This window comes from Roseibium aggregatum IAM 12614 (assembly GCF_000168975.1).
Lineage (GTDB): Bacteria > Pseudomonadota > Alphaproteobacteria > Rhizobiales > Stappiaceae > Roseibium > Roseibium aggregatum.
On sequence record NZ_AAUW01000026.1, the window covers coordinates 64,890 to 84,792 of the forward strand.

The following is a 19,903-nucleotide window of genomic DNA, read 5'->3' on the forward strand; positions in this document are numbered from 1 at the left end:
CCGACCTGCTATCTGGTCACCTGCTGGTGGGCGGCGAATTCGCCCATCAGCTTCATGAAGTCAGCCGGTGGCGGAAAGCCTTCGTAGCGGTGCCTTGCGGGCGTTTCGACCCAGGGCAACTTGTTGGCAGTCATCGTTTCCATGAAGGGTTCTGTCCAGCGAAGGTCTTCCAGAAGGACCGAGCGGACATTGACGATTTCGTCGTAGCCCGGAATGCGCGTGAACATCCAGGTCTTGCAGTCCGGGCAGAAATAATGTTCCGCCTCAGGTCCCTGCAAACCGCCCTTAACCGGCGTTCCTTCCGTCACCTTGAAAGAGTCGGCCGGCATGATCGCGGTCAGGGAATAGGCGCTGGAACTCATCTGCTGGCACCCTCTGCAATGGCAGGCAGAGGTGATCAGCGGCTGCGCGGAAATCTCGAAGCTCGTGTGACCGCAACGGCACGTTCCCTTGAGTGAAAAAGTCTGTTGTGTCATTTCCGGCTCCATCTGGTTCAGCTAGCCCTATAGCCAACGGCAACCGCAACTTGTACGGCAACGGACCCGTTTTCAAGGGCCCTTCAATGAGTTGCCTCGGCGTTGCCTACCACACGAAACAAAACGGATAAGGCAAGCCCCGGCTCAAGCCGGGACAGAATGTGGCGGCGCTACAGATGCCGGTCTGCTTTTCTGTCAGACCTTTTCCAGAAGCGGCATGAGCGCGGGATGAATATTCGGGCTTTCCTCCCGGATGAAGCGCAGCAGCGCCTTTTCGTTTTCATGCAATATGCCGTCGCGGCCGATGCGGTTGACCAGCCAGGCCGCTTCCTCTTCCGTCACCACCTCATTGGCAGCGATTTCCGCAAGCAATTCGTTTCCACGAGCGGCAAATGGGTCCGGCTTGTCGCCATATGCGTCTCGAATGCCACCGACACCGCCGCTGAACATCTTCTTGAAAAACCCACCGAGGCCGCCGTCAAATCCGCCCGGTTGCTCGAGCCAGTTTTCCCGTTCAAGCGCAATCTTGCGGGGCGGTGGCGTGAAGCCGGACATGGCCATCACGAAATTTGCAACCGCCTTGGCAAAGAGCTCCGACCAGGCAGGGGCATTTTCCGCTTCCACTGTGGCATCGTTCAGATCGAACAGGACTTCGGCTTCAGCCTTGGAAATGGCAACACCCCGGCTACCGGAACTCGCATAAAGCACTCGGCGCAGCAGCTCTACTTCAGCATCGGCGATGACGCCCGGCTTCAGGTGTGTTCCCGATCGCGTCGGGCCTTCGCCGGCTATGACACTGTCCGCCACGGCCCGCAGGGCAAATTGCTCCAGTTTCTCCGGCACGTCGCGGGCCTTCTCCAGCACATGCAGCACCGCGTCCAGTTCGGTTTTGCCGCAGATGTGGCCATCGGCCAGAATCTGGTCGATCAGCCAGGTGGCCTTGTCCTCCGAGACATAGCCTTCAGGCTTAGCCTGATGCACCAGAATATCGAGGATCGCTTCGGGAAAGAGCTCAAACCAGGTGTCGTGATAGCTGATGTTGGCATTGTTCAGTCGGAACAGGGCCTCCCCCTCTTCCAGAGACACTGCCATGTCGCCGTAAACGTAGCGGCGTACGTTGATGACATCGTCCTCGCTGAGATGTCCCGCCGCAATTCGGGCAGTCACGAAATCGTTCAATGTCGGTTTGGCCATGATGTTCCCTTTGAAAAACCGGAACGACTATTGCCGACATTTCTTGAAGTTCCTCTAAAGCAGATTGAAAAAGGGAGCCGCGAGGGACGGCTCCCTTCTCTGTTGCCCGCCCACGGGATTGGGGCGCTTGGGCGGTCAACCACTCCGGCCAGGCTAGCAGGCCGGAGGATTGCAGGTCTTAAGCGCCAGATCAGCCACGGCGACCTTGCCCCGGACCCTGGCCTTCGCCAGGACCCCGGCCATGCTTCCAGCCGTCACCCCGGTGCATGCCCCTGTCCGGGCCGTGGCCACCTTTGCGACCACCTCTGAAGTCGGCCTTGGTGATCACGCCGTCGTTGTTGCGGTCAGCGTGTTCCAGCATGCGGTCCTGATGTTTCTTCTGTTCTTCGGCAGTGATGCCCAGGCTTCCATCGGCATCGGCACGCTGGAACATGTCAACGACACGGTTCTCGTTGATCGCGAGCCACAGCGGACCGAAATCCTGAAGCGTGAAGGAACCGCTCTGATCCGTGTCGGCCAGTGCGAACAGCGCTGCGCGCCTGGTATCGAATTCCTCACGGCTCACCTTGCCGTCGGCATCGGTGTCGAACATGGCCAGGAACATGCCACCCGGGCCGCCATGACCGCCGCGTTCCATATGGGGGCCACCGCGTCCCATCTGGCGGCCATCGCGCCAGTCATTGTCACCACGTCCGCCGCGTTCACCGCGCTCGCCCCGCTCCGCCCTTTCGCGGCGCGGACCGCGATCGTCATCAGCGGCCATCGGGCGACGCGGACCACGATCATCATCGCCGGCCATAGGGCCACGCGGGCCGCGATCGTCGTCGTCCGCCATAGGCCCACGCGGGCCGCGAACGCGCTCCACGGAACCATTGCCGTCACGGTCCAGCATGTTGAACATGCGGTTGGCCAGAAGATCCGCTTCTTCCTGGGTTACCGTGCCATCGCCGTCACGATCCATGAACTGGAACGCCCTGACCATGCGGTCGTTGGAACGGGTCAGAAACGCGGCCTTGAATTCCTCCAGACTGATCTCGCCATTGCCGTCCGTATCGGCCGATGCGAATTCCTGTGTCCGGACTTCCTCGATTTCCGCCTTGGTGATGACGCCGTCTTCGTTGACGTCGAAACGTTCGAACAGGCGTTCGGCGCGTTGCTTTCCGCCACGCATGCCATGACCCCGGCCGAAGCCCTGTTCCGGACCGCCGCGGCCATCCATGAACGCAAGACGCGGACCGTCGTTCTGTTGAATTCGTTGCCCCCCGTCCTGGTTTGCAGTCGCGTTCTGGGCGGAAGCGGACAGGCCGGCCGTCAGCGCGGTTCCCGCGACGCTCGCAGCCAGGGCGGCAATTGCAATCTTCTTGAACGGTTTCATTCCAACAACTCCTTGGTTCGTTGATGAGCTGAAGGTAGGCAGCAATTGTCGCAGGAATACCGTCCGAATGGGCCCGAAGTGTCGCCATGTGTCCCGGATGGGCACTGCGACACACTTTGTTACAAGTTCCGGTCGCACAAGCGCGTTCCTGAGACTATTTTTGCCCTAGAAACAGAAGGATCACAGCGCCGGCCGGATTGACAGCATCCCTTGCCGGCCAGATTGGAGAGACCCTTGAGCGATCCAAGCCCGCATATCCTGGTGGTGGACGATCACCGCGACATCCGTGAAACGCTTGCACGCTACCTCATCAAGAACGGCCTGCGCGCGACGGTGGCGGAAAATGCCGCACAGGCCCGCAAGACCCTGAAGGCCGCATCCATCGATCTTGTCGTGCTCGATATCATGATGCCGGGCGAAGACGGACTGTCCCTGTGCCGCCATCTGGTGGAAACCGGCTCCATGCCCGTTATCCTGCTGACCGCGATGGCGGACGATACGGACCGGGTGATCGGTCTGGAAATCGGTGCCGACGATTACGTGACCAAGCCGTTCAACCCCCGCGAACTGCTGGCACGCATTCGCGCCGTCCTGCGCCGCACCTCGCTTGTGCCGAAGGAGCGCGATCCGATCGAACACGACAGGCTTCATTTCGACGGCTGGTCGCTGAACGTCTCCCGGCGCGAACTGCTGGATCCCGAAGGCACGTCCGTGGCCCTTTCCAGCGGTGAATTTCAACTTCTGTGCGCCTTCCTCAAGCGTCCGAAAATGGTGCTCAACCGGGATCAGCTCATGGATCTGACCACCGGCAGAACCCCCGCCGTCTTCGACAGGTCCATCGACAACCAGGTTTCCCGTCTGCGCCGAAAGATCGAGATCGACCCGAAGGACCCCAAGCTGATCAAGACCGTCTGGGGTGGTGGCTATATGTTCACCGCCGACGTGAAAGACCCGGCTGAATGACGACGAGCCCGACGCCCCGCCCGATTCTCGCCCGTCTCTGGCCGAGCACCCTCGCCTCGCAGCTCATCATCCTGCTGCTTGCAGCAATCGTCGCGGCGCAGGCATTCAGTATATGGATCTTCCAGGACGAGCGGCGCATCGCACTCGTGGCGGCGGCCCGCGACAACCTGTTGTCGCGCGCGGTCTCCCTCGCGGAGCTGATGGAAGACACGCCCGCAAACCTGCAGGACCGGATCCTCGTGGCAAGCAGCAGCCGGTTCGCGGTTTTCTGGCTTGGCGATACGCCGCTGGCGCCCGCGCCAGGTAAATCCCGTTTCGAAAGACGCCTGCAGGGCTACATGGCCGACCGGCTGGAACACGGCCAGACCGTACATCTCAATATCCTTGCCGACGAAAGGCGCGGACCGCGCGGCCGCGAAGCGGATGATGATGACGATCCGCCGAGATGGCGTGATGTGCCCCGGCACGAACGTCCCTCGAACCTGCGCAAGATCATGAACAAGCCGGAAGACCTGTCGCTGTCTATCCGGATGAGCGACGGACGCTGGCTAAATGTCGCCACCAGCTACCGCCCGCCCGCTGGGGATTTTCTGCCTTTGCTCGTACAACTGTCGATAACGGTGCTGCTGATGGTACTGATAATCGGCTTTGCCGTCCGCCGCGTGACCCGCCCGCTAAAGGAACTGTCCGTGGCTGCCGAAAAATTCGGCCGCGGCGAGCAGCAGCAGCCATTGACGCCCAGCGGACCGAGCGAAGTCCGTTCCCTGACGAGCGCCTTCAACGACATGCAGGACCGCCTGACCCGTTTCGTCAGGGACCGGACCCGGATGCTGGCCGCCATCAGTCACGACCTCAGAACCCCGATCACCTCGCTGCGCCTTCGGGCTGAGTTCATCGAGGACGAGGAAAACCGCGACAAGATGATCGAAACCCTGGAAGAAATGGCCGCGATGACCGAAGCTGCGCTGCGTTTCACCCGGGACGATGCCCAGACGGAAAACGCGGAAAACGCAGACCTTGGGGCAATTCTGGAGGCACTTGCAGGTGACCAGCAGGACCTTGGCCACCAGTGTTCCGTGGAAACGGAAGGCCGCATCGTGCTGCCCTGCCGTCCGATGGCCCTCAAACGGGCCCTCAGGAACCTGATCGAAAACGGCATCCGCTATGGAGATCGGGTTTCGGTTCACGCGGCCAGATCCGCCGGTGAAGCGCTCATCCGGATTACGGACGAAGGCCCGGGCATTCCCGAGGAAAGGTTGAAGGACGTCTTCGAACCTTTTGTCCGGCTTGAAGAATCCCGCAACGATGAAACCGGCGGCATCGGGCTGGGGCTTGCGATCACCCGGTCGATCATCCATGCCCACGGCGGCCGGATCGACTTGAAGAACCGACCGGAGGGCGGTCTTGAGGCCGATATCCGATTGCCTCTTGGGGCGGGCAAATAGATTGGATCAAATGCCGCGCGGCACAAGCGTTCCTGAAATCAGATGCGACAGAACCGAGGGAACAGGCGGAATGCGGCTGAGCGGAAACAGCACGTTGTCGCGCAGGACTGGCAGCAACCTGCTGTCGCTTTGATAGGCTGGCGTGAACATCGCGCTGAAAGCCTGATACACCCCAACATGCCAGCGCCTGGCCTTGCCATAGGCAGGTAACGCCTGGTCAAGCGGCAAGGTTTCCAACGCCTTCGCCAGGGCCGCTGCATCCAGAAGCGCCATGTTGGCCCCCTGCCCGAGCTGCGGACTTGCTCGGTGCGCAGCATCGCCGACGAAGGCAATCCTGTCTCCCCAGGGTTGGCGCAAGGTGCCATGGCTGTAACGTGCCATCGTCATCTGCTCCGGGTCGGTGATCTGCTCCAGAAACGGGCCGGCCTCGGGCCAGAGCGCCAAGGCCTCGTCCTTCCAGGCCGGCAGCCCGCCTTTGAGCCAGTCTTCATAGGAATCCTGGCGAAGAGACCAGAAGAACGCCCCCTTCCGCCGAACCTGCCCCGGGACGAGCCCCACCGGTAACACCCCGATCATGCAGTCGGCCCGGCGATAGCGCTGGGAAAGGTGATCCTCCGGCAAACTGTCCGAAACCCAGTCGACCGTTCCCCAGATTGCCCCGAAGGACAGCGGCCGGGCCTGGAGAGGCGACAGAACCGAATTCGCACCGGACGCATCGATGACCAGATCGAAGGTCTCAGAAAAACGGCCATCGCCAAAGCGGAGCTTGCCGTCTTCATGACCGGTTATGCGGCAATCCGTGTGCCAGTAAAGCGCGCGCGTCAGCACCTTTTCATAAAGCGCGGAAAACAGCGCGGCCCTGTGAATGCCAAGCCCCGGAACCGCACCATAGTCGACGTCGAGAACCCGCCGTCCTGTCTGCGCCGACCTGCCGAGCACCCGCTTCACCGGCGTCGCGTGTTTCAGGACCGAGTCCGCGACCCCCGCCATTTTCAGCACTTCCAGACCCACGGGCTGGATCATCAGGCCCGAACCGATGGGAACAGGTTTGCGGAACTGCTCAAAGAGGGAAATCCGGTGACCGAGACGCTCCAGAAGAATGGCTGTGGCCAGACCTCCGATCCCGGCTCCGACAATGGCTATGTTCATCCGGCAATCACTTTACGAAAAGAAACATCCTTTTTGACCAGAGTCTGCATGCCAGCACAATATGCGGTGTGTCTTGCAGGCCCCGCATTGCCTGTCCCCTGCTTCAAAATAAGGTGTCAGGGGATCTTTTTGGGAAGCCGTTCAATCACGCCATACGCCGAAAAGCGACGGCGCCGATTTGCGGCAACCGGGAAAACCTCGGCTGGATTTCCTCAGCGCCGTGCCTGAATGCCGCCGGCATAAGTCGCCTCGTCAACCGGCTCCAGCCACTCCGCCGTTGATCCATCCAGCTCTTCCTGAATGGCCAGATGGACTAGCGACGTATTTGGCCCGGCGCCATGCCAATGCTTGACGCCCGGCGGGATCCAGATGACATCACCCGGCAGGATCGACAGCTTTTCCTGTCCCCACAGATGTACGAAGCCTGCTCCTTGCAGCACCTGAAGGGTCTGCCCGAGAGGATGCGTGTGCCAATTGGTACGCGCACCGGGTTCGAATGTGACCTGCAGCGCACGCACCCGCGCAGGCGCGGGAGCCTCGATCACCGGATCCTGCCAGACCGTTCCTGTAAAATAGTCCGGGTTTGCACGTCGTGACGGCCGGGAACCGGCCTCAAAAACGGTCAGGACACTCATGACACCTCCTCGCAACTCTCTGCCACCATGCGCGCGGGCTGGGCCGTCCAGTTTCCTGCCGGCCGGATACCCATGTCATTTGGAGGCAGGTACTGGAGCCGAAACGTCGTGCCGTTTCGCCGCACGTGGCCAGTTGATCAGAACAACCCCGAAAATGGCAAGGCATATTCCGGCAAAGGTTTCCAGATCCAGCGTCTCTGAAAGAAATACCACGCCGAGGAACACGCCAACACCGGAGCGCAGATAGGCCTGACTGGCTGTTCCCATTGCGCCGAGCGTGTTCAAAAGACGAAAGTAGATCAGGAAGGCCAGTGCGGTGCAGGCAATGGAGAGTGTCAGCACGGCGACGACACCCGTTGCATCCGGCGTCAACTGCCAGGGCCGGTCGATGACGAGGCTTCCCGGAACAAGCACGGCCGACGCGCAGATGAGCGTTCCGGCGGCCGTCACGATGGGCGGCACCCCGGCAAAAACCGGGCCACGCAGGGCGGCGATGCCATAGAGCGCGGCGCCGAACAGGACAACGAGCTGCGGCACGAGGTTCCTGCCGATATCCTCAAGCGCACCGACACCGACGATCAGCACGATGCCGGCGAAACCGAACAAGGCACCGGTCAGTTGCCGGGTGCCTGGCCTTTCGCCCCGGTTCAGCAACACAAACGAAAAGACGAACACCCACAGCGGCGAGGTTGAATTCAACACGCTGGAGACCGCCGTTCCGGCATATTGCTGCCCCCAGGCCAGCATCAGCCAGGGGCCCGTACTGTTGACCAGTGACTGGATGAAGAATTGTTTCCAGTTCCGCCGGTCGAGCGGCAGGCGAATGCCCCTTGCGGCCATGATCGCCAGCAGCACCAGCGCTGCAAGCAACACGCGGATGGCAATCAGCGTCGCCGGGGGAAAGGATGGCAGCGCCAGGCTGATCCACATGTAGGACGAGCCCCAGAGCAGGGCGAGCACGCCCAGCAGCGCCAGTTCGATCGATCTGTTTGGCATGGCTGACTGCTCAACCGTTCGCGTCGCGGCTGTCGGCAGGCGCTTCGTCGCGTTCCTCCATGCCATAGTCGCGCAGCACCTGCGCCACGCGCAGCCGGTAGTCCTTGAAATAGCTGTTCCGCCCGGCACGCTGTGCCTTGCGATGCTGGGTCAACTGACGCCACTCGTTCAGCGCGGCTTCGTCCCGGAAGAAGGATACCGAAAGCAGTTTTTCCGGATTGGTGAGGCTCTGGAACCGCTCGACGGACAGGAACCCGTCGACCTGTTCGACCAGGGGCCTCATCTCGGCGGCCATGTCCAGATAGGCCTGCTTCTTGTCCGCATGCGGGATCACTTCGAAGATGACGGCAATCATTTGAGTTTCTCTCCCAGGGCATGCGGTGCGGAGGCCAGTTTCAGAAACGTGCGGTCTTCCCGCAAGATGAATTTTTCCTGCATGGCAAAGGCGTAGTTCTCCTGCCCCAGCAGATCCGCGGCAAGCCGCGCCCTATAGGCTTCATAGGCGGCAAGATTTTCGATGGAATAGACGCCATATGCGAGCGTTGTCGACCCTTCATGAGGGGCGAAATAGCCGATCAGATCCGCACCGCACCGCGGGATCGCCTGCCCCCAGTTCCGGGCATATTGCTCAAAGGCTGCTTTTTTCGTCGGGTCGATGTGATAGCGGATGAAACAGGTAATCACCGAAATCTCCTTCAGGCTAGTGTCGATGGCCTTGTGTGACACGGCCCATGTCTGCAATGCTTCGACACGGATCGAACCATGGAGAGCGACTGATGAAGGATGGACCGGACATTGCGCGCATCGGCGCCTTGATGGGCGACCCGGCCCGCGCCAACATCCTGTGTGCGCTTTTGAGCGGCAAGGCCCTGACAGCGACGGAACTGGCAACCGAAGCCGGCATCACCGGCCAGACGGCCAGCTCGCACTTAAAGAAACTGATGGAAGGCGGCTTGCTGACCCAGGCCAAACAGGGCCGGCACCGCTATTTCACCCTGGCAGGCCCGGAGGTCGGGGCCGTGCTGGAAGCCGTCATGGGCCTTGCCGCCCGCAAGGGCCATCTGCGCACGCGTACCGGCCCCAGAGACCCGCAGATGCGGGCTGCCCGCGTGTGCTACGACCATCTGGCCGGCGATATGGCGGTGCGCATTTTCGACAGCCTGCAGAAGCGCGGGTTCCTCGCCGTCTCGACGGACAAGGGCGGCATCGCCCTGACAGACGACGGGGCCGGCTTCGTTTCAAGCATCGGCATTGATCTGGATACGCTCTCTGCAAGCCGCCGTCCTTTGTGTCGCGCATGCCTGGACTGGAGCGAACGGCGCAACCATCTGGCTGGCGGTTTGGGTGCCGCGCTTCTCACCCGCTTCACCGACAGCGGCTGGCTGCGCCAGGAACCCTCCAGTCGGATCGTGCATGTTTCGCCGAAAGGCGAGGCTGAGCTGAAGAAGCTGTTTCAGGTTTAGGGAGCGGCCACAGGCAACTCGGGCAGAGGGTGGTGCCTTCCGACCCACATAGTTCGACCATCACCGAAGCAATTACCTGCATTCGCTCCCTATGATCGCCATGAACGTTCAAGGAGATCGCAATGGACCCGTATTCGACGTATCTGCCTGGAATCCTTCTCGCCTATTCCGCCTTTCTCTTGGGAATTCTCAGCCCGGGCCCGAATGTTCTCGCGGTCATGGGAACGTCGATGAGCGTTGGACGTACGTCCGGCCTCGCACTGGCGTTCGGTGTTGCCTTCGGGTCGCTCACGTGGGCGACCCTTACGGTGCTCGGGCTCTCCGCCCTGCTGGGGGCTTATGCTTCGGCCTTGACGGCAATCAAGATCGCCGGAGGGTTCTATCTGCTCTGGCTGGCCTTCAAGGCGTTCCGGGCAGCCCGCTCCGCTCAGGATACCAGCGCACGGGAACTTGCCGGCGGCAGGCGCTCCCCTGCCGGTTACCTGATCCGCGGATACGTTATTCAGATGACCAACCCGAAGGCCGCACTGGCCTGGATCGCCGTCATCTCGCTCGGCCTGCAGCCTGGGGCACCTGGATGGGTCGCCGTGGTCATCGTCCTGGGGACCTTCCTCCTGTCCACCGCAATCCACATGCTCTACGCGCTGGCATTCTCGACCCCGTTCATGGTGAGGATCTACGGCAAGGCCCGTCGCGGTATTCAGACCTTGCTCGGATGCTTCTTCGCCTTTGCCGGCGTGAAGCTCCTTCTCAGCAGAACCTGATCCCCCGCCAACAAACAAAAAGCCCGGCCGAAGCCGGGCTTTTCTTGAAGTGTGGGCAGACGCCTGGGGCTAACGAGGCGCCCGGTGATCTTGTTCTTGCTTCTTGGGGCCAAATTCGGGGTGCGGCCCAGCTCAAAGAGACCGAATGGTCTCCTGAACCTTAGGCAGAGCTTCACGCCAGGAGCGGTAAAGCCGTGACGGCAACCACGCAAGGCGGTCCCGGTTGTAGTCCTGGCGATGCTGAACCAGCATTATCTTGGCAATTTGCACAGTCATGTTTTTCTCCTTTGGTGTGCGCAGAACCTTGATCGGCACTCACCTGATAGAGCATATGTTAGCGCACTGCGTGCACATTACAAGAGCGCACAATGTGCATATTCTCAAAAATTTGCGTTATTTTTCTTACGTCATTTAATTCGTTGCAGAAATTAAATAGCCTCCCGCATGCGGCACGCGGGAGGCTATCGTTTTCAAACTGGAAACAGGCTTCGAAATTACTCGGCGGCGACCATCCGGGCCGGGTCGTAATTGAGAATCGGAGCCAGCCAGCGTTCGGCATAAGCCAGGTCCCAACCTTTGCGTGCGGCGTAATCCTCGACCTGGTCCTTTTCGATCTTGCCAACGCCGAAGTAGTGGCTGTCCGCATGGCCGAAGTAGAGCCCGGAAACGGAAGAGCCCGGCAGCATGGCCTTGCTCTCGGTCAACTGAATGCCGGTCAGGCGTTCAGCGTCGAGCAGCTGGAACAATGTATCCTTTTCCGTATGGTCCGGCTGGGCCGGATAGCCCGGCGCCGGGCGAATGCCCTGGTATTTTTCCGCGATGATGTCCTCGATGGACAGGCTCTCATCCGCCGCATAGCCCCAAAGCTCCGTCCGCACGATCTGGTGCAGCTTCTCGGCGAAGGCTTCCGCCAGACGGTCCGCCAGAGCCTGGGAGAGGATCTTGTTGTAGTCGTCCGACTCCCTGGCGTACCGTGCCGCCAGCTCGTCCTCGCCATGACCGGCCGTCACCGCAAAACCGCCGATCCAGTCGGAAATTCCGCTGTCCACAGGCGCAACGAAATCGCTGAGAGCGATATTGGCGCGGCCGCCCGCGCTCCGTGTCATCTGCTGACGCAGCGTGTGGAAGGTCGCCAGCGTATCGCTGCGGCTCTCATCGGTGAAGACACGCACGTCATCGCCAACCGCGTTGGCCGGCCACAGGCTCGCGACCCCGCGTGCCGTCAGCAGCTTCTTCTCCACGATCTCGTCCAGCATGCGCCGGGCATCGTCGAAAAGCGCCCTTGCGGCCGGGCCATAGCGATTGTCAGTCAGCACCGCCGGATAACGGCCCTTGATCTCCCATGTGGAGAAGAAGGGCGTCCAGTCGATGAACGGTACGAGCTCTTCCAGCGGGAACGCGTCAAAGACGGTCGTCCCCGGTTTTTTCGGCGCCACCGGCTGCTTGCCCTGGAAGTCTGCCTTGAAGGCGTTGTCCCGCGCGGCTTTCAGCGAGGTGCGCTGCTGCGCACCCCGGCCGGCCGCATGTTTCTCGGCAATATCTGCATATTCGGCGCGCACATCGGCATAATATGGCGCGCGGCCGCCTTCGCTCATCAGCTTGGAGGCAACACCGACAGCCCGGCCCGCATCGGTGACATAGATTGCCTGTCCGCGGGCATAGTTCGGGTGGATCTTCACCGCCGTATGGATCTTGGACGTGGTCGCCCCGCCGATCAGAAGCGGCACGTCGAGCCCTTCACGTTCCAGTTCGGCGGCAACGTGGCACATTTCGTCCAGCGACGGCGTGATCAGGCCGGACAGCCCGATCATGTCGACCTTTTCCTGACGCGCGGTATCGAGGATCTTCGCTGCCGGCACCATGACGCCGAGATCGATCACCTCGAAGTTGTTGCACTGAAGCACGACGCCGACGATGTTCTTGCCGATGTCGTGCACATCGCCCTTCACCGTCGCCATCAGGATCTTGCCGGCGGAAGAATGACCCGTCTGGCCCAGTTCTTCCTTTTCCTTTTCCATGAACGGCATCAGATAGGCGACCGCCTTCTTCATGACGCGGGCAGACTTGACCACTTGCGGCAGGAACATCTGACCGGAGCCGAAGAGGTCGCCGACCACATTCATGCCGTCCATCAGCGGGCCTTCGATCACATGAAGAGGCCGGTCGAAGGCCTGGCGGGCTTCCTCTGTGTCTTCTTCCACGTAATCGGCAATGCCGTGAACGAGCGCGTGTTCCAGGCGCTTGGCAACACCCAAGGTGCGCCAGGTGAGATCGGCTTCCCTTTTCTTTCCGCCCTCGCCTTTCCAGCGCTCGGCCGCTTCCAGCATCCGGTCGGTGCTGTCCTTTCGCCGGTTGAGGACGACGTCCTCGCAAAGCTCGCGCAGCTCGGTTTCCAGATCGTTGTAGACCGCAAGCTGGCCGGCGTTGACGATGCCCATGTCCATGCCGCGCTTGATGGCGTGGTAAAGGAAGACAGAGTGCATTGCCTCGCGCACGGCTTCATTGCCGCGGAACGAGAACGACAGGTTCGACACGCCGCCCGACACATGGGCGTGCGGCAGGTTCTCGCGGATCCAGCCGGTCGCCTCGATGAAGTCCACGCCGTAGTTATTGTGTTCCTCGATGCCTGTGGCAACAGCGAAGATGTTCGGGTCGAAAATGATGTCTTCCGGCGGAAAGCCGACCTTTTCGGTCAGGATCTTGTAGGAGCGCGCACAGATCTCGGTCTTGCGCTCGAAAGTGTCCGCCTGCCCCTTCTCATCGAAGGCCATGACGACGACCGCGGCGCCGTAACGGCGGACTTTCTTCGCCTGCTCGATAAAGGCTTCTTCACCTTCCTTCATCGAGATGGAGTTCACGACACCCTTGCCCTGAATGCACTTGAGACCCGCTTCGATGACCGTCCACTTGGAACTGTCGATCATGATCGGCACCTTGGCGATATCCGGCTCGGCGGCCACCAGGTTCAGGAACGTGACCATGGCTTCCTCGGAATCGAGCAGGCCTTCGTCCATATTGATGTCGATGATCTGTGCGCCGTTTTCCACCTGCTGGCGGGCAACCTCGAGCGCGGTCGGGTAGTCACCCTCCTTGATCAGCTTGCGGAACCTGGCCGAGCCGGTGACGTTGGTCCGTTCGCCGACGTTGACGAAGTTGGTCTCCTTCGTCACCACGAACGGCTCCAGGCCGGACAGACGCATGTGAACGTCGATTTCCGGTATCTCGCGCGGTTTCTTGTCCGAAACAGCCTCGGCGATCGCCTTGATGTGCGCAGGCGTGGTGCCGCAGCAGCCGCCGACAACATTGACGAGACCGGCGGAGGCGAATTCCTCGATCAGGCCCGCCATATGTTCCGGGCTCTCGTCATATTCGCCGAATTCGTTCGGCAGCCCGGCGTTCGGATAGGCGCAGACAAGTGTGTCGGCAACACGGCCGAGTTCGTCCACATGGGCGCGCATTTCCTTGGCGCCAAGTGCGCAGTTCAGGCCGATGGTCAGCGGGTTCGTGTGGCGGACAGAATTCCAGAAGGCTTCCGGCGTCTGACCGGAAAGCGTCCGGCCCGAAAGGTCGGTGATCGTACCGGAAATCATCACCGGCAGGATCTTGCCGGTTTCCTCGAAGACCTCATCAACGGCAAACAAGGCCGCCTTGGCATTCAGCGTATCGAAGATGGTTTCAACCAGGATGATATCCGCGCCACCGGCAATGAGCCCGCGTGTGGCTTCGGCGTAGGCGATGCGAAGATCGTCAAAGGAAACAGCGCGGTAGCCCGGATTGTTCACATCTGGCGAGATCGATGCCGTCCGGTTGGTCGGGCCGAGGGCACCGGCCACGAAGCGCGGCCGCGAAGGATCCTGCGCCATGACCTTGTCGCAGGCTTCGCGCGCGAGTTTCGCACTCTCGAAGTTCAGCTCATAGGCCAGCTCTTCCATGCCGTAATCGGCCTGGGCAATCGTCGTGGAGGAGAAGGTGTTGGTCTCGACGATGTCGGCACCGGCTTCCAGATAGTCGACATGGATCTTTCGGATCGCGTCCGGCTGGGTCAGGCTCAGAAGATCGTTGTTGCCCTTGATGTCGCTCGGCCAGTCCTTGAAGCGGTCGCCGCGATAGGCCGCTTCGTCCAGTTTCAGAAGCTGGATTTCCGTGCCCATGGCACCGTCAAGGACGAGAATACGGGTCTTGGCGAGGTCACGGAGGCGCTCGAAGGCGTCTGACTTGATCACGGGGTTTCCTTCCGGAAATATCTGTTGGTTTGGCCGGCTCTGGCCGGCGCGATTTCAAATTGGCGACCGGACAGCGCGTCAGCTATCGCGATCGGTATCGTTGTAGGAGGCGTCCCAGAACTTGGTGCGGCTGTGAACGTCGTCATCGGTCGGGTGCCAGTCGTCGCCGCGGGCCTCATAGACGGCCAGCAGCCCCAGAATTTCGAGCGCCGAATGGCCTCGGAACTCATGGTCCTTGTCTGAAGCGACGATCAGACGATTTTTGTCCGCGCCCATGTCAACGACATGAAGCTCGAACCCCTTCTCCCGCAGCACCGCATAAGCGGTCGTTTCAATGGCATCGGCAGTGCTTAACTTGATCATCTCGCTCCGCTTCCCGCTTTGTTTCCGACCATTCCTGTTCCGAACACTGCAGCTTGTCTCGGCTGCGCGGATGCCCCCCCGACCCCGACCCAATGACGGGCAAAGGACCAGGGGTGGGGGAACCCGCTCTCATTCAAAAAACGCCAGCTCGGTTCAGTCCCCGGCCCGGTTGCCTCGCGTCCCTCAGGCTGCGAGGGTTTCCTTGGTTTCCGGCTTGCCCATGCCCAGCATGTGACAGATGGCGAACGTCAGGTCGGCCCGGTTCATGGTGTAGAAGTGGAAGTCGTTGATGCCGCGGTCGACAAGGTCCATCACCTGTTCGCAGGCAACCGAAACGCCGACCAGCTTCCGGGTTTCCGGGTCATTGGACAGACCGGCAAAGCGCCGGGCCAGCCACTGCGGAATGGACGTTCCGCATTTGGCGGAAAACACCATCGTCTGTTCGAAATTGTGGATCGGCAGAATGCCCGGGATCACCGGAATGTTGATGCCGGCAGCCGCAATCCGATCCAGGTAATCGTCGAACAGGTCGTTGTCGAAGAAGTACTGGGTGATGATCCGGTCTGCCCCAGCATCGACCTTGCGCTTCAGATTGTCGATCTCTTTCTGCCAGTTACCGCTTTCCGGGTGTCTTTCCGGATAACCGGAAACGGAAATATCGAAATTGGCGATCTTCTTGACGCCTTCCACCAGATCGGAGGCATAGGCATAACCTTCCGGGTGAGGCACATAGCGCGAGCCGATGCCGTCGAGCGGGTCGCCGCGCAGCGCCACCAGATGGCGCACACCCAGATCCCAATAATCCTTGACGATCGTATCGATTTCACTGCGCGCTGCACCCACACAGGTCAGATGCGCGGCCGGTGCGAGCTCGGTTTCCTTCAGGATCCGTTCGACGGTGCGGTGCGTGCGCTCACGGGTAGAGCCGCCGGCGCCATAGGTGACGGACACGAAGGACGGGCTGAGCGGCGCCAGCCGCTGCACCGTCTGCCACAGCGTCTCGGCCATCTTGTCGGACTTCGGCGGAAAAAACTCGAACGAAGCCGTGATCGGCGACGGTGCGGCCTGATGAGACCGGCGGTTGGAAAAGGCTGTCATGTTAGGCGACCTCTCGGGACGTGTCTCGGGCAGGCAGGTCGGTGACAATTCGGCGGTCACGCGCAAGCCAAAGGGTTACAGTAAGGTTGGTGTCATTGCCGTCTCCCGGAACAAGATCGGTGACCTGTTCCAGGTCCAGTTCGAGCGTTTCAAGCCAACGCTCCATCTGATCATGGGCAAAGCCCAGACGGCGGTGCGCGTGTTTCTCGCGCAGAAACTCCAGCTGATGCGGAGCGAAATCGATGATCAGAAGGCGGCCACCGGGACGCAGCGCACGGGCGGCCTCGTTGAGGGCCCTCGCCGGTTCGTCCAGGAAGTGCAGCACCTGGTGGATCGCCACGACATCGAACGACCGTGGCGGAACGTTCAGCGCGTAAACGTCGCCGTGGCGAACCTGAGCGTTTGTCAGCCCGGCCTTGGCGAGATTTGCACGAGCAACCGCAAGCATGTCATGCGAGGCATCGACACCGAGCGCCGTGACATACTGGTCGGCGAACACTTCCAGCAGTCGGCCGGTGCCTGTGCCCAGATCGAGGAACGATTGGAACGGCTTGTCGCCCAATGCCTTTCGCATCGCTGTCTCGACATCGTCTTCCGAAACATGCAGCGAGCGTTCCCGGTCCCAGGTCAGCGCGCGGGCGGCGAAATATGCCGCGGCTTCATCCGCCTTGGCCTTGCGGATCGCCTGGAACCGCTCCTGATCCGCAGCCAGCACCGGGTCTTCCCGGGAAATACGGGCAACAAGATCGCGGGCGAGCTGGCCTTCCGGGCCATCCGCCAGCCGGTAGTAGACCCAGGCCCCTTCCGGGAACCGCTGAATGAGATCGGCTTCGGCCAGCAGCTTCAGGTGACGCGAAATGCGTGGCTGGCTCTGACCGAGGATCGCAGTCGCATCCTTCACAGTCAGCTCGCTTTCCGCCAGAAGCGCAATCAGTCTCAGGCGCGTTGCCTCACCCACCGCCCTCAGGGCGGCCAGGGTATCGTCAACGGACAGGGTCTGTTCTTCGGTCATCTGCTTCGCCATCAATGTCGATATAAAGATATCTTTATATGAAACTGAAGCGCCATGCAAGCGATCAAAACAAATGCGACACCGTTTGGTTCGTATTCGTCGAAATCGAGACAGAGAGGAAAACAGGGAGAAGGAAAAGTCGAGCTGCCCGCTTCCAGCTACCGAGTAGGAACATCGGAACAAATGGAGCAGGGCAGCTTCGTGAACGGCGCACCACCGTCGCCGCCCTTCGCCTGCACCCGGGCGGCTGCCCGGGCTTTACACGGCGGTTTCAGACCGGCACTCTCCCGCTTCTGCGGAAGCGCGAGCTCTGGCCTAAAGCGTCTGCGCGGCGTTGATGGAAGAAACGAAACGGCGGGTGCGCTCACGCTCGGGATTGCGGAAGATCGCCTCCGCGTCCCCTGTTTCCACCACCTGCCCTGCTTCCAGAAAGACAACGTGATTGGCGATCTGCGATGCCAGACGCAGGTCGTGAGTCGCCATCACCATCGTGGTCCCTTCCCGCGCCAACTGGCCGAGCACGTCCACCACTTCACCGGCCAGTTCCGGATCAAGCGCGGAAGTCGGCTCGTCGCAGAGCAGTACCTTCGGCGACGGCGCAAGTGCGCGGGCAATCGCGACACGCTGCTGCTGACCGCCGGAGAGATTCGCCGGCCAGGCATCGGTCTTGTGCGACATGCCGACCTTGTCGAGCAGGTCCAATGCCCGCTGCCGGGCCTTTTCACGGGGCCATTTCTGAACCACCAGCAAGCCTTCCATCACATTCTCGATCACTGTCCTGTGCGGAAAGAGCTGAAAATTCTGGAACACCATACCCGTTTCACAGCGGATCTTCTGAACCGATGCCTGCTGCACCGCCGCACCTGGCTTGAAGGTGATCCTGTGATCGCCGACCTGAACACTGCCGGAAGTCGGGATCTCCAGCAGATTGATACAGCGCAGCAGCGTGCTCTTGCCGCCGCCGGATGGGCCGACAAGCGCCGTGACGCTGCCTTCGGGAAAGCGCAGCGAGATATCGTCCAGGATAAGCGCGTCACCGAACTTTTTCTCGATATTGGAAAGCTCGATCATCTTGAGGTCTCCAGCATGCCGCCATATCGCGCAAACCGGACTTCCAGCCGCTCCTGCAGCCAGGCAAGCACGGAACTCATGGCAAGATAGATCAGGGCCGCCTCGATGTAGAGGATCAACGGCTCATATGTGGTGGCAACAATGCGCTGCGCCGACTGGAATAGCTCGGGCACCGTGATGGCAGCGGCCAGCGACGTATCCTTGACCAGCGAAATGAAGGTGTTCGACAGCGGTGGCACCGCCACGCGCCCGGCCTGCGGCAGGATCGTGCGCAGCATAGCCTGGCGCCATGTCATGCCGGTGGAAAACGCCGCCTCCCATTGCCCCTTGGGCACGGACGAAATCGCAGCGCGGATAATCTCGGACGAATACGCCCCCACATTCAGCGTGAAGCCGATCAGGGCGGCGGGAAACGCATCCAGCAGAATGCCGATGCTGGGCAGACCATAGAAGATCACGAAAAGCTGCACCAGCAGCGGTGTTCCCCGAAAGACCCAGACATACCCCCGTGCAAGCAGCACCAGCGGCAGCGGTGCAAACAGGCGCGTAACGGCCGTCGTCAAACCGAGTCCAAGCCCCAGCGCAAAGGACAGCAGTGTGAGCGGAATGGTGAACTTGACCCCGGCCCACAGAAGCGTGGGCAGGGAATCGATCATCAATTGAAGCCAGTGAGGCACGATGAAGCTCCAAAAAAACGCGCCCGGCGCGAACGCCAAGCGCTGTTCGTTGTTCGCATGGGCGCCCGGTCACCTCTGTGTGTACCGGGCCGCCTCATGTCAGTTGGACACGTCCTGACCGAAGTACTTGTCGGAAATCGCCTGGTAGGTCCCGTCCGCCTTGATGTCGGCCAGAGCTTCATTCAGGGCGGCAACCAGTTCCGGGTCCCCCTTGCGCACGAGAATGCCGGAATGGTCGGCATTCGCCTTCTCGGCGACAACTTTCACCGGCGCATCCGGCTTCTGCTTCTTGAAGTCCAGATAGGACAGGCTGTCGTTGATGGTGGCATCGGCGCGGCGCGTCAGCACCAGCTGGATGGACTGGTCGAACCCGTCCGTCCCGACCAGTTCCGCACCGGCTTCTACCGCCAGCTTGCCGAAATTGCTGGTCAAGGACTGAGCCGCCTTTTTGCCGTCCAGGTCTTCGAATCCCTTGATGTCGTCATTGCTGTCGCGAACGATCAGCACGGCCTTGGAAGCAATATAGGGATCTGAGAAATCGTATTTCTGCTTGCGGGCGTCGGTAATGCCGACCTGGTTGATCACCACGTCATAGCGTTCGACGTCCAGTCCGGCGATCAGCCCGTCCCATTTGCCTTCGATGAATTCCGCCTTCACGCCGAGCTTTTCGGCAACCGCCTCGCCGATCTCGACGTCGAAGCCTACCAGCTTGCCTTCCCCGTCGTGAAAGGTGAAGGGCGCGTAAGTGCCTTCAGTGCCGATCTTGAGGACGCCCGCCGACTTGATCGCATCCAGGTTTTCGCCCGCCTGCGCGGCAGAAAAAGTCAGCGCCTGCAGAACTGCTGCCGTAGCAATCGCTTTGAACCAGCTCATATCAATTCCTTTCCGGCATGATGAGTGAGCGGCCTTAGTGTCAGAACGCGCAAGCGAATGCAGGAGAAGAAAGACCGAAAAAACCGGAACAGGGAGAATAATTTGCTCCCAATTCAAGGATCGGCA

General features: G+C 60.9%; 20 protein-coding genes. 4 read left to right on the plus strand and 16 right to left on the minus strand.

What is annotated here, in order from left to right:
- Positions 1-8: 8 nt before the first annotated feature.
- The 3 genes from SIAM614_RS27125 to SIAM614_RS27135 form a co-directional block, all read right to left on the minus strand.
- Positions 9-476 carry a GFA family protein gene (locus SIAM614_RS27125; protein ID WP_040441292.1) on the minus strand — a complete coding sequence of 156 codons (468 nt, stop codon included), beginning with the start codon at positions 474-476 and terminating at the stop codon, positions 9-11.
- Positions 477-671: 195 nt separating this feature from the next.
- The gene (locus tag SIAM614_RS27130) at positions 672-1,670 is read right to left on the minus strand and encodes a hypothetical protein (protein ID WP_006939521.1); all 999 of its coding nucleotides are present in this window, start codon (positions 1,668-1,670) and stop codon (positions 672-674) included.
- A gap of 190 nt (positions 1,671-1,860) precedes the next feature.
- Positions 1,861-3,045 (minus strand): EF-hand domain-containing protein, encoded by a 1,185-nt coding sequence (locus SIAM614_RS27135; protein ID WP_006939522.1) that lies wholly within the window; start codon positions 3,043-3,045, stop codon positions 1,861-1,863.
- Positions 3,046-3,279: 234 nt separating this feature from the next.
- Here SIAM614_RS27135 and SIAM614_RS27140 point away from each other — a divergent pair, with 234 nt between their 5' ends.
- Entirely contained in the window at positions 3,280-4,008 is a 729-nt protein-coding gene (locus SIAM614_RS27140; RefSeq protein WP_040441281.1) for a response regulator, read from the plus strand.
- Positions 4,005-5,453 carry an ATP-binding protein gene (locus tag SIAM614_RS27145; protein ID WP_006939524.1) on the plus strand — a complete coding sequence of 483 codons (1,449 nt, stop codon included), beginning with the start codon at positions 4,005-4,007 and terminating at the stop codon, positions 5,451-5,453. The genes SIAM614_RS27140 and SIAM614_RS27145 overlap by 4 nt, the downstream gene beginning before the upstream one ends.
- A gap of 6 nt (positions 5,454-5,459) precedes the next feature.
- On the opposite strand, the gene SIAM614_RS27150 is transcribed toward SIAM614_RS27145, so the two are convergent.
- From SIAM614_RS27150 to SIAM614_RS27170, 5 genes are all read right to left on the minus strand, one after another.
- Complete coding sequence (locus SIAM614_RS27150) at positions 5,460-6,602, minus strand: FAD-dependent oxidoreductase (protein WP_006939525.1); 1,143 nt, start codon at positions 6,600-6,602, stop codon at positions 5,460-5,462.
- Between the two features lie 212 nt (positions 6,603-6,814).
- Positions 6,815-7,237 carry a (R)-mandelonitrile lyase gene (locus SIAM614_RS27155; RefSeq protein ID WP_006939526.1) on the minus strand — a complete coding sequence of 141 codons (423 nt, stop codon included), beginning with the start codon at positions 7,235-7,237 and terminating at the stop codon, positions 6,815-6,817.
- Positions 7,238-7,312: 75 nt separating this feature from the next.
- Positions 7,313-8,233 carry a DMT family transporter gene (locus SIAM614_RS27160; RefSeq protein WP_006939527.1) on the minus strand — a complete coding sequence of 307 codons (921 nt, stop codon included), beginning with the start codon at positions 8,231-8,233 and terminating at the stop codon, positions 7,313-7,315.
- A 10-nt stretch (positions 8,234-8,243) separates the two neighbouring features.
- A complete protein-coding gene (locus SIAM614_RS27165; protein WP_006939528.1) occupies positions 8,244-8,588 on the minus strand; it encodes an antibiotic biosynthesis monooxygenase family protein in 345 nt (114 codons plus the stop codon).
- Positions 8,585-8,917, minus strand: a complete 333-nt coding sequence (locus SIAM614_RS27170; protein WP_040441295.1) for an NIPSNAP family protein — start codon at positions 8,915-8,917, stop codon at positions 8,585-8,587. Before SIAM614_RS27170 ends, SIAM614_RS27165 begins: the two co-directional genes overlap by 4 nt.
- 92 nt (positions 8,918-9,009) lie before the next feature.
- Here SIAM614_RS27170 and SIAM614_RS27175 point away from each other — a divergent pair, with 92 nt between their 5' ends.
- Together SIAM614_RS27175 and SIAM614_RS27180 are read left to right on the plus strand one after the other, a co-directional pair.
- On the plus strand, positions 9,010-9,696 hold the full coding sequence (locus SIAM614_RS27175; RefSeq protein WP_006939530.1) for an ArsR/SmtB family transcription factor: 687 nt from the start codon (positions 9,010-9,012) through the stop codon (positions 9,694-9,696).
- Positions 9,697-9,818: 122 nt separating this feature from the next.
- Positions 9,819-10,460 carry a LysE family translocator gene (locus SIAM614_RS27180; protein WP_006939531.1) on the plus strand — a complete coding sequence of 214 codons (642 nt, stop codon included), beginning with the start codon at positions 9,819-9,821 and terminating at the stop codon, positions 10,458-10,460.
- A 132-nt stretch (positions 10,461-10,592) separates the two neighbouring features.
- Here the strand turns inward: SIAM614_RS27180 and SIAM614_RS27185 are convergent, their stop codons facing one another.
- From SIAM614_RS27185 to SIAM614_RS27220, 8 genes are all read right to left on the minus strand, one after another.
- Positions 10,593-10,736 (minus strand): hypothetical protein, encoded by a 144-nt coding sequence (locus SIAM614_RS27185; RefSeq protein WP_157140120.1) that lies wholly within the window; start codon positions 10,734-10,736, stop codon positions 10,593-10,595.
- A gap of 218 nt (positions 10,737-10,954) precedes the next feature.
- A complete protein-coding gene (gene metH / locus SIAM614_RS27190) occupies positions 10,955-14,683 on the minus strand; it encodes a methionine synthase (RefSeq protein WP_006939533.1) in 3,729 nt (1,242 codons plus the stop codon).
- A gap of 78 nt (positions 14,684-14,761) precedes the next feature.
- Positions 14,762-15,046, minus strand: a complete 285-nt coding sequence (locus SIAM614_RS27195; protein WP_006939534.1) for a hypothetical protein — start codon at positions 15,044-15,046, stop codon at positions 14,762-14,764.
- Between the two features lie 183 nt (positions 15,047-15,229).
- On the minus strand, positions 15,230-16,144 hold the full coding sequence (gene metF / locus SIAM614_RS27200; protein WP_006939535.1) for a methylenetetrahydrofolate reductase [NAD(P)H]: 915 nt from the start codon (positions 16,142-16,144) through the stop codon (positions 15,230-15,232).
- Position 16,145: 1 nt separating this feature from the next.
- A complete protein-coding gene (locus tag SIAM614_RS27205) occupies positions 16,146-17,156 on the minus strand; it encodes an ArsR/SmtB family transcription factor (RefSeq protein WP_050789506.1) in 1,011 nt (336 codons plus the stop codon).
- A gap of 315 nt (positions 17,157-17,471) precedes the next feature.
- Entirely contained in the window at positions 17,472-18,227 is a 756-nt protein-coding gene (locus SIAM614_RS27210) for an amino acid ABC transporter ATP-binding protein (protein WP_006939537.1), read from the minus strand.
- Positions 18,224-18,904, minus strand: a complete 681-nt coding sequence (locus SIAM614_RS27215; RefSeq protein ID WP_006939538.1) for an amino acid ABC transporter permease — start codon at positions 18,902-18,904, stop codon at positions 18,224-18,226. The genes SIAM614_RS27210 and SIAM614_RS27215 overlap by 4 nt, the downstream gene beginning before the upstream one ends.
- Before the next feature lie 99 nt (positions 18,905-19,003).
- On the minus strand, positions 19,004-19,777 hold the full coding sequence (locus SIAM614_RS27220) for an amino acid ABC transporter substrate-binding protein (RefSeq protein ID WP_006939539.1): 774 nt from the start codon (positions 19,775-19,777) through the stop codon (positions 19,004-19,006).
- Between the last annotated feature and the right edge of the window lie 126 nt (positions 19,778-19,903).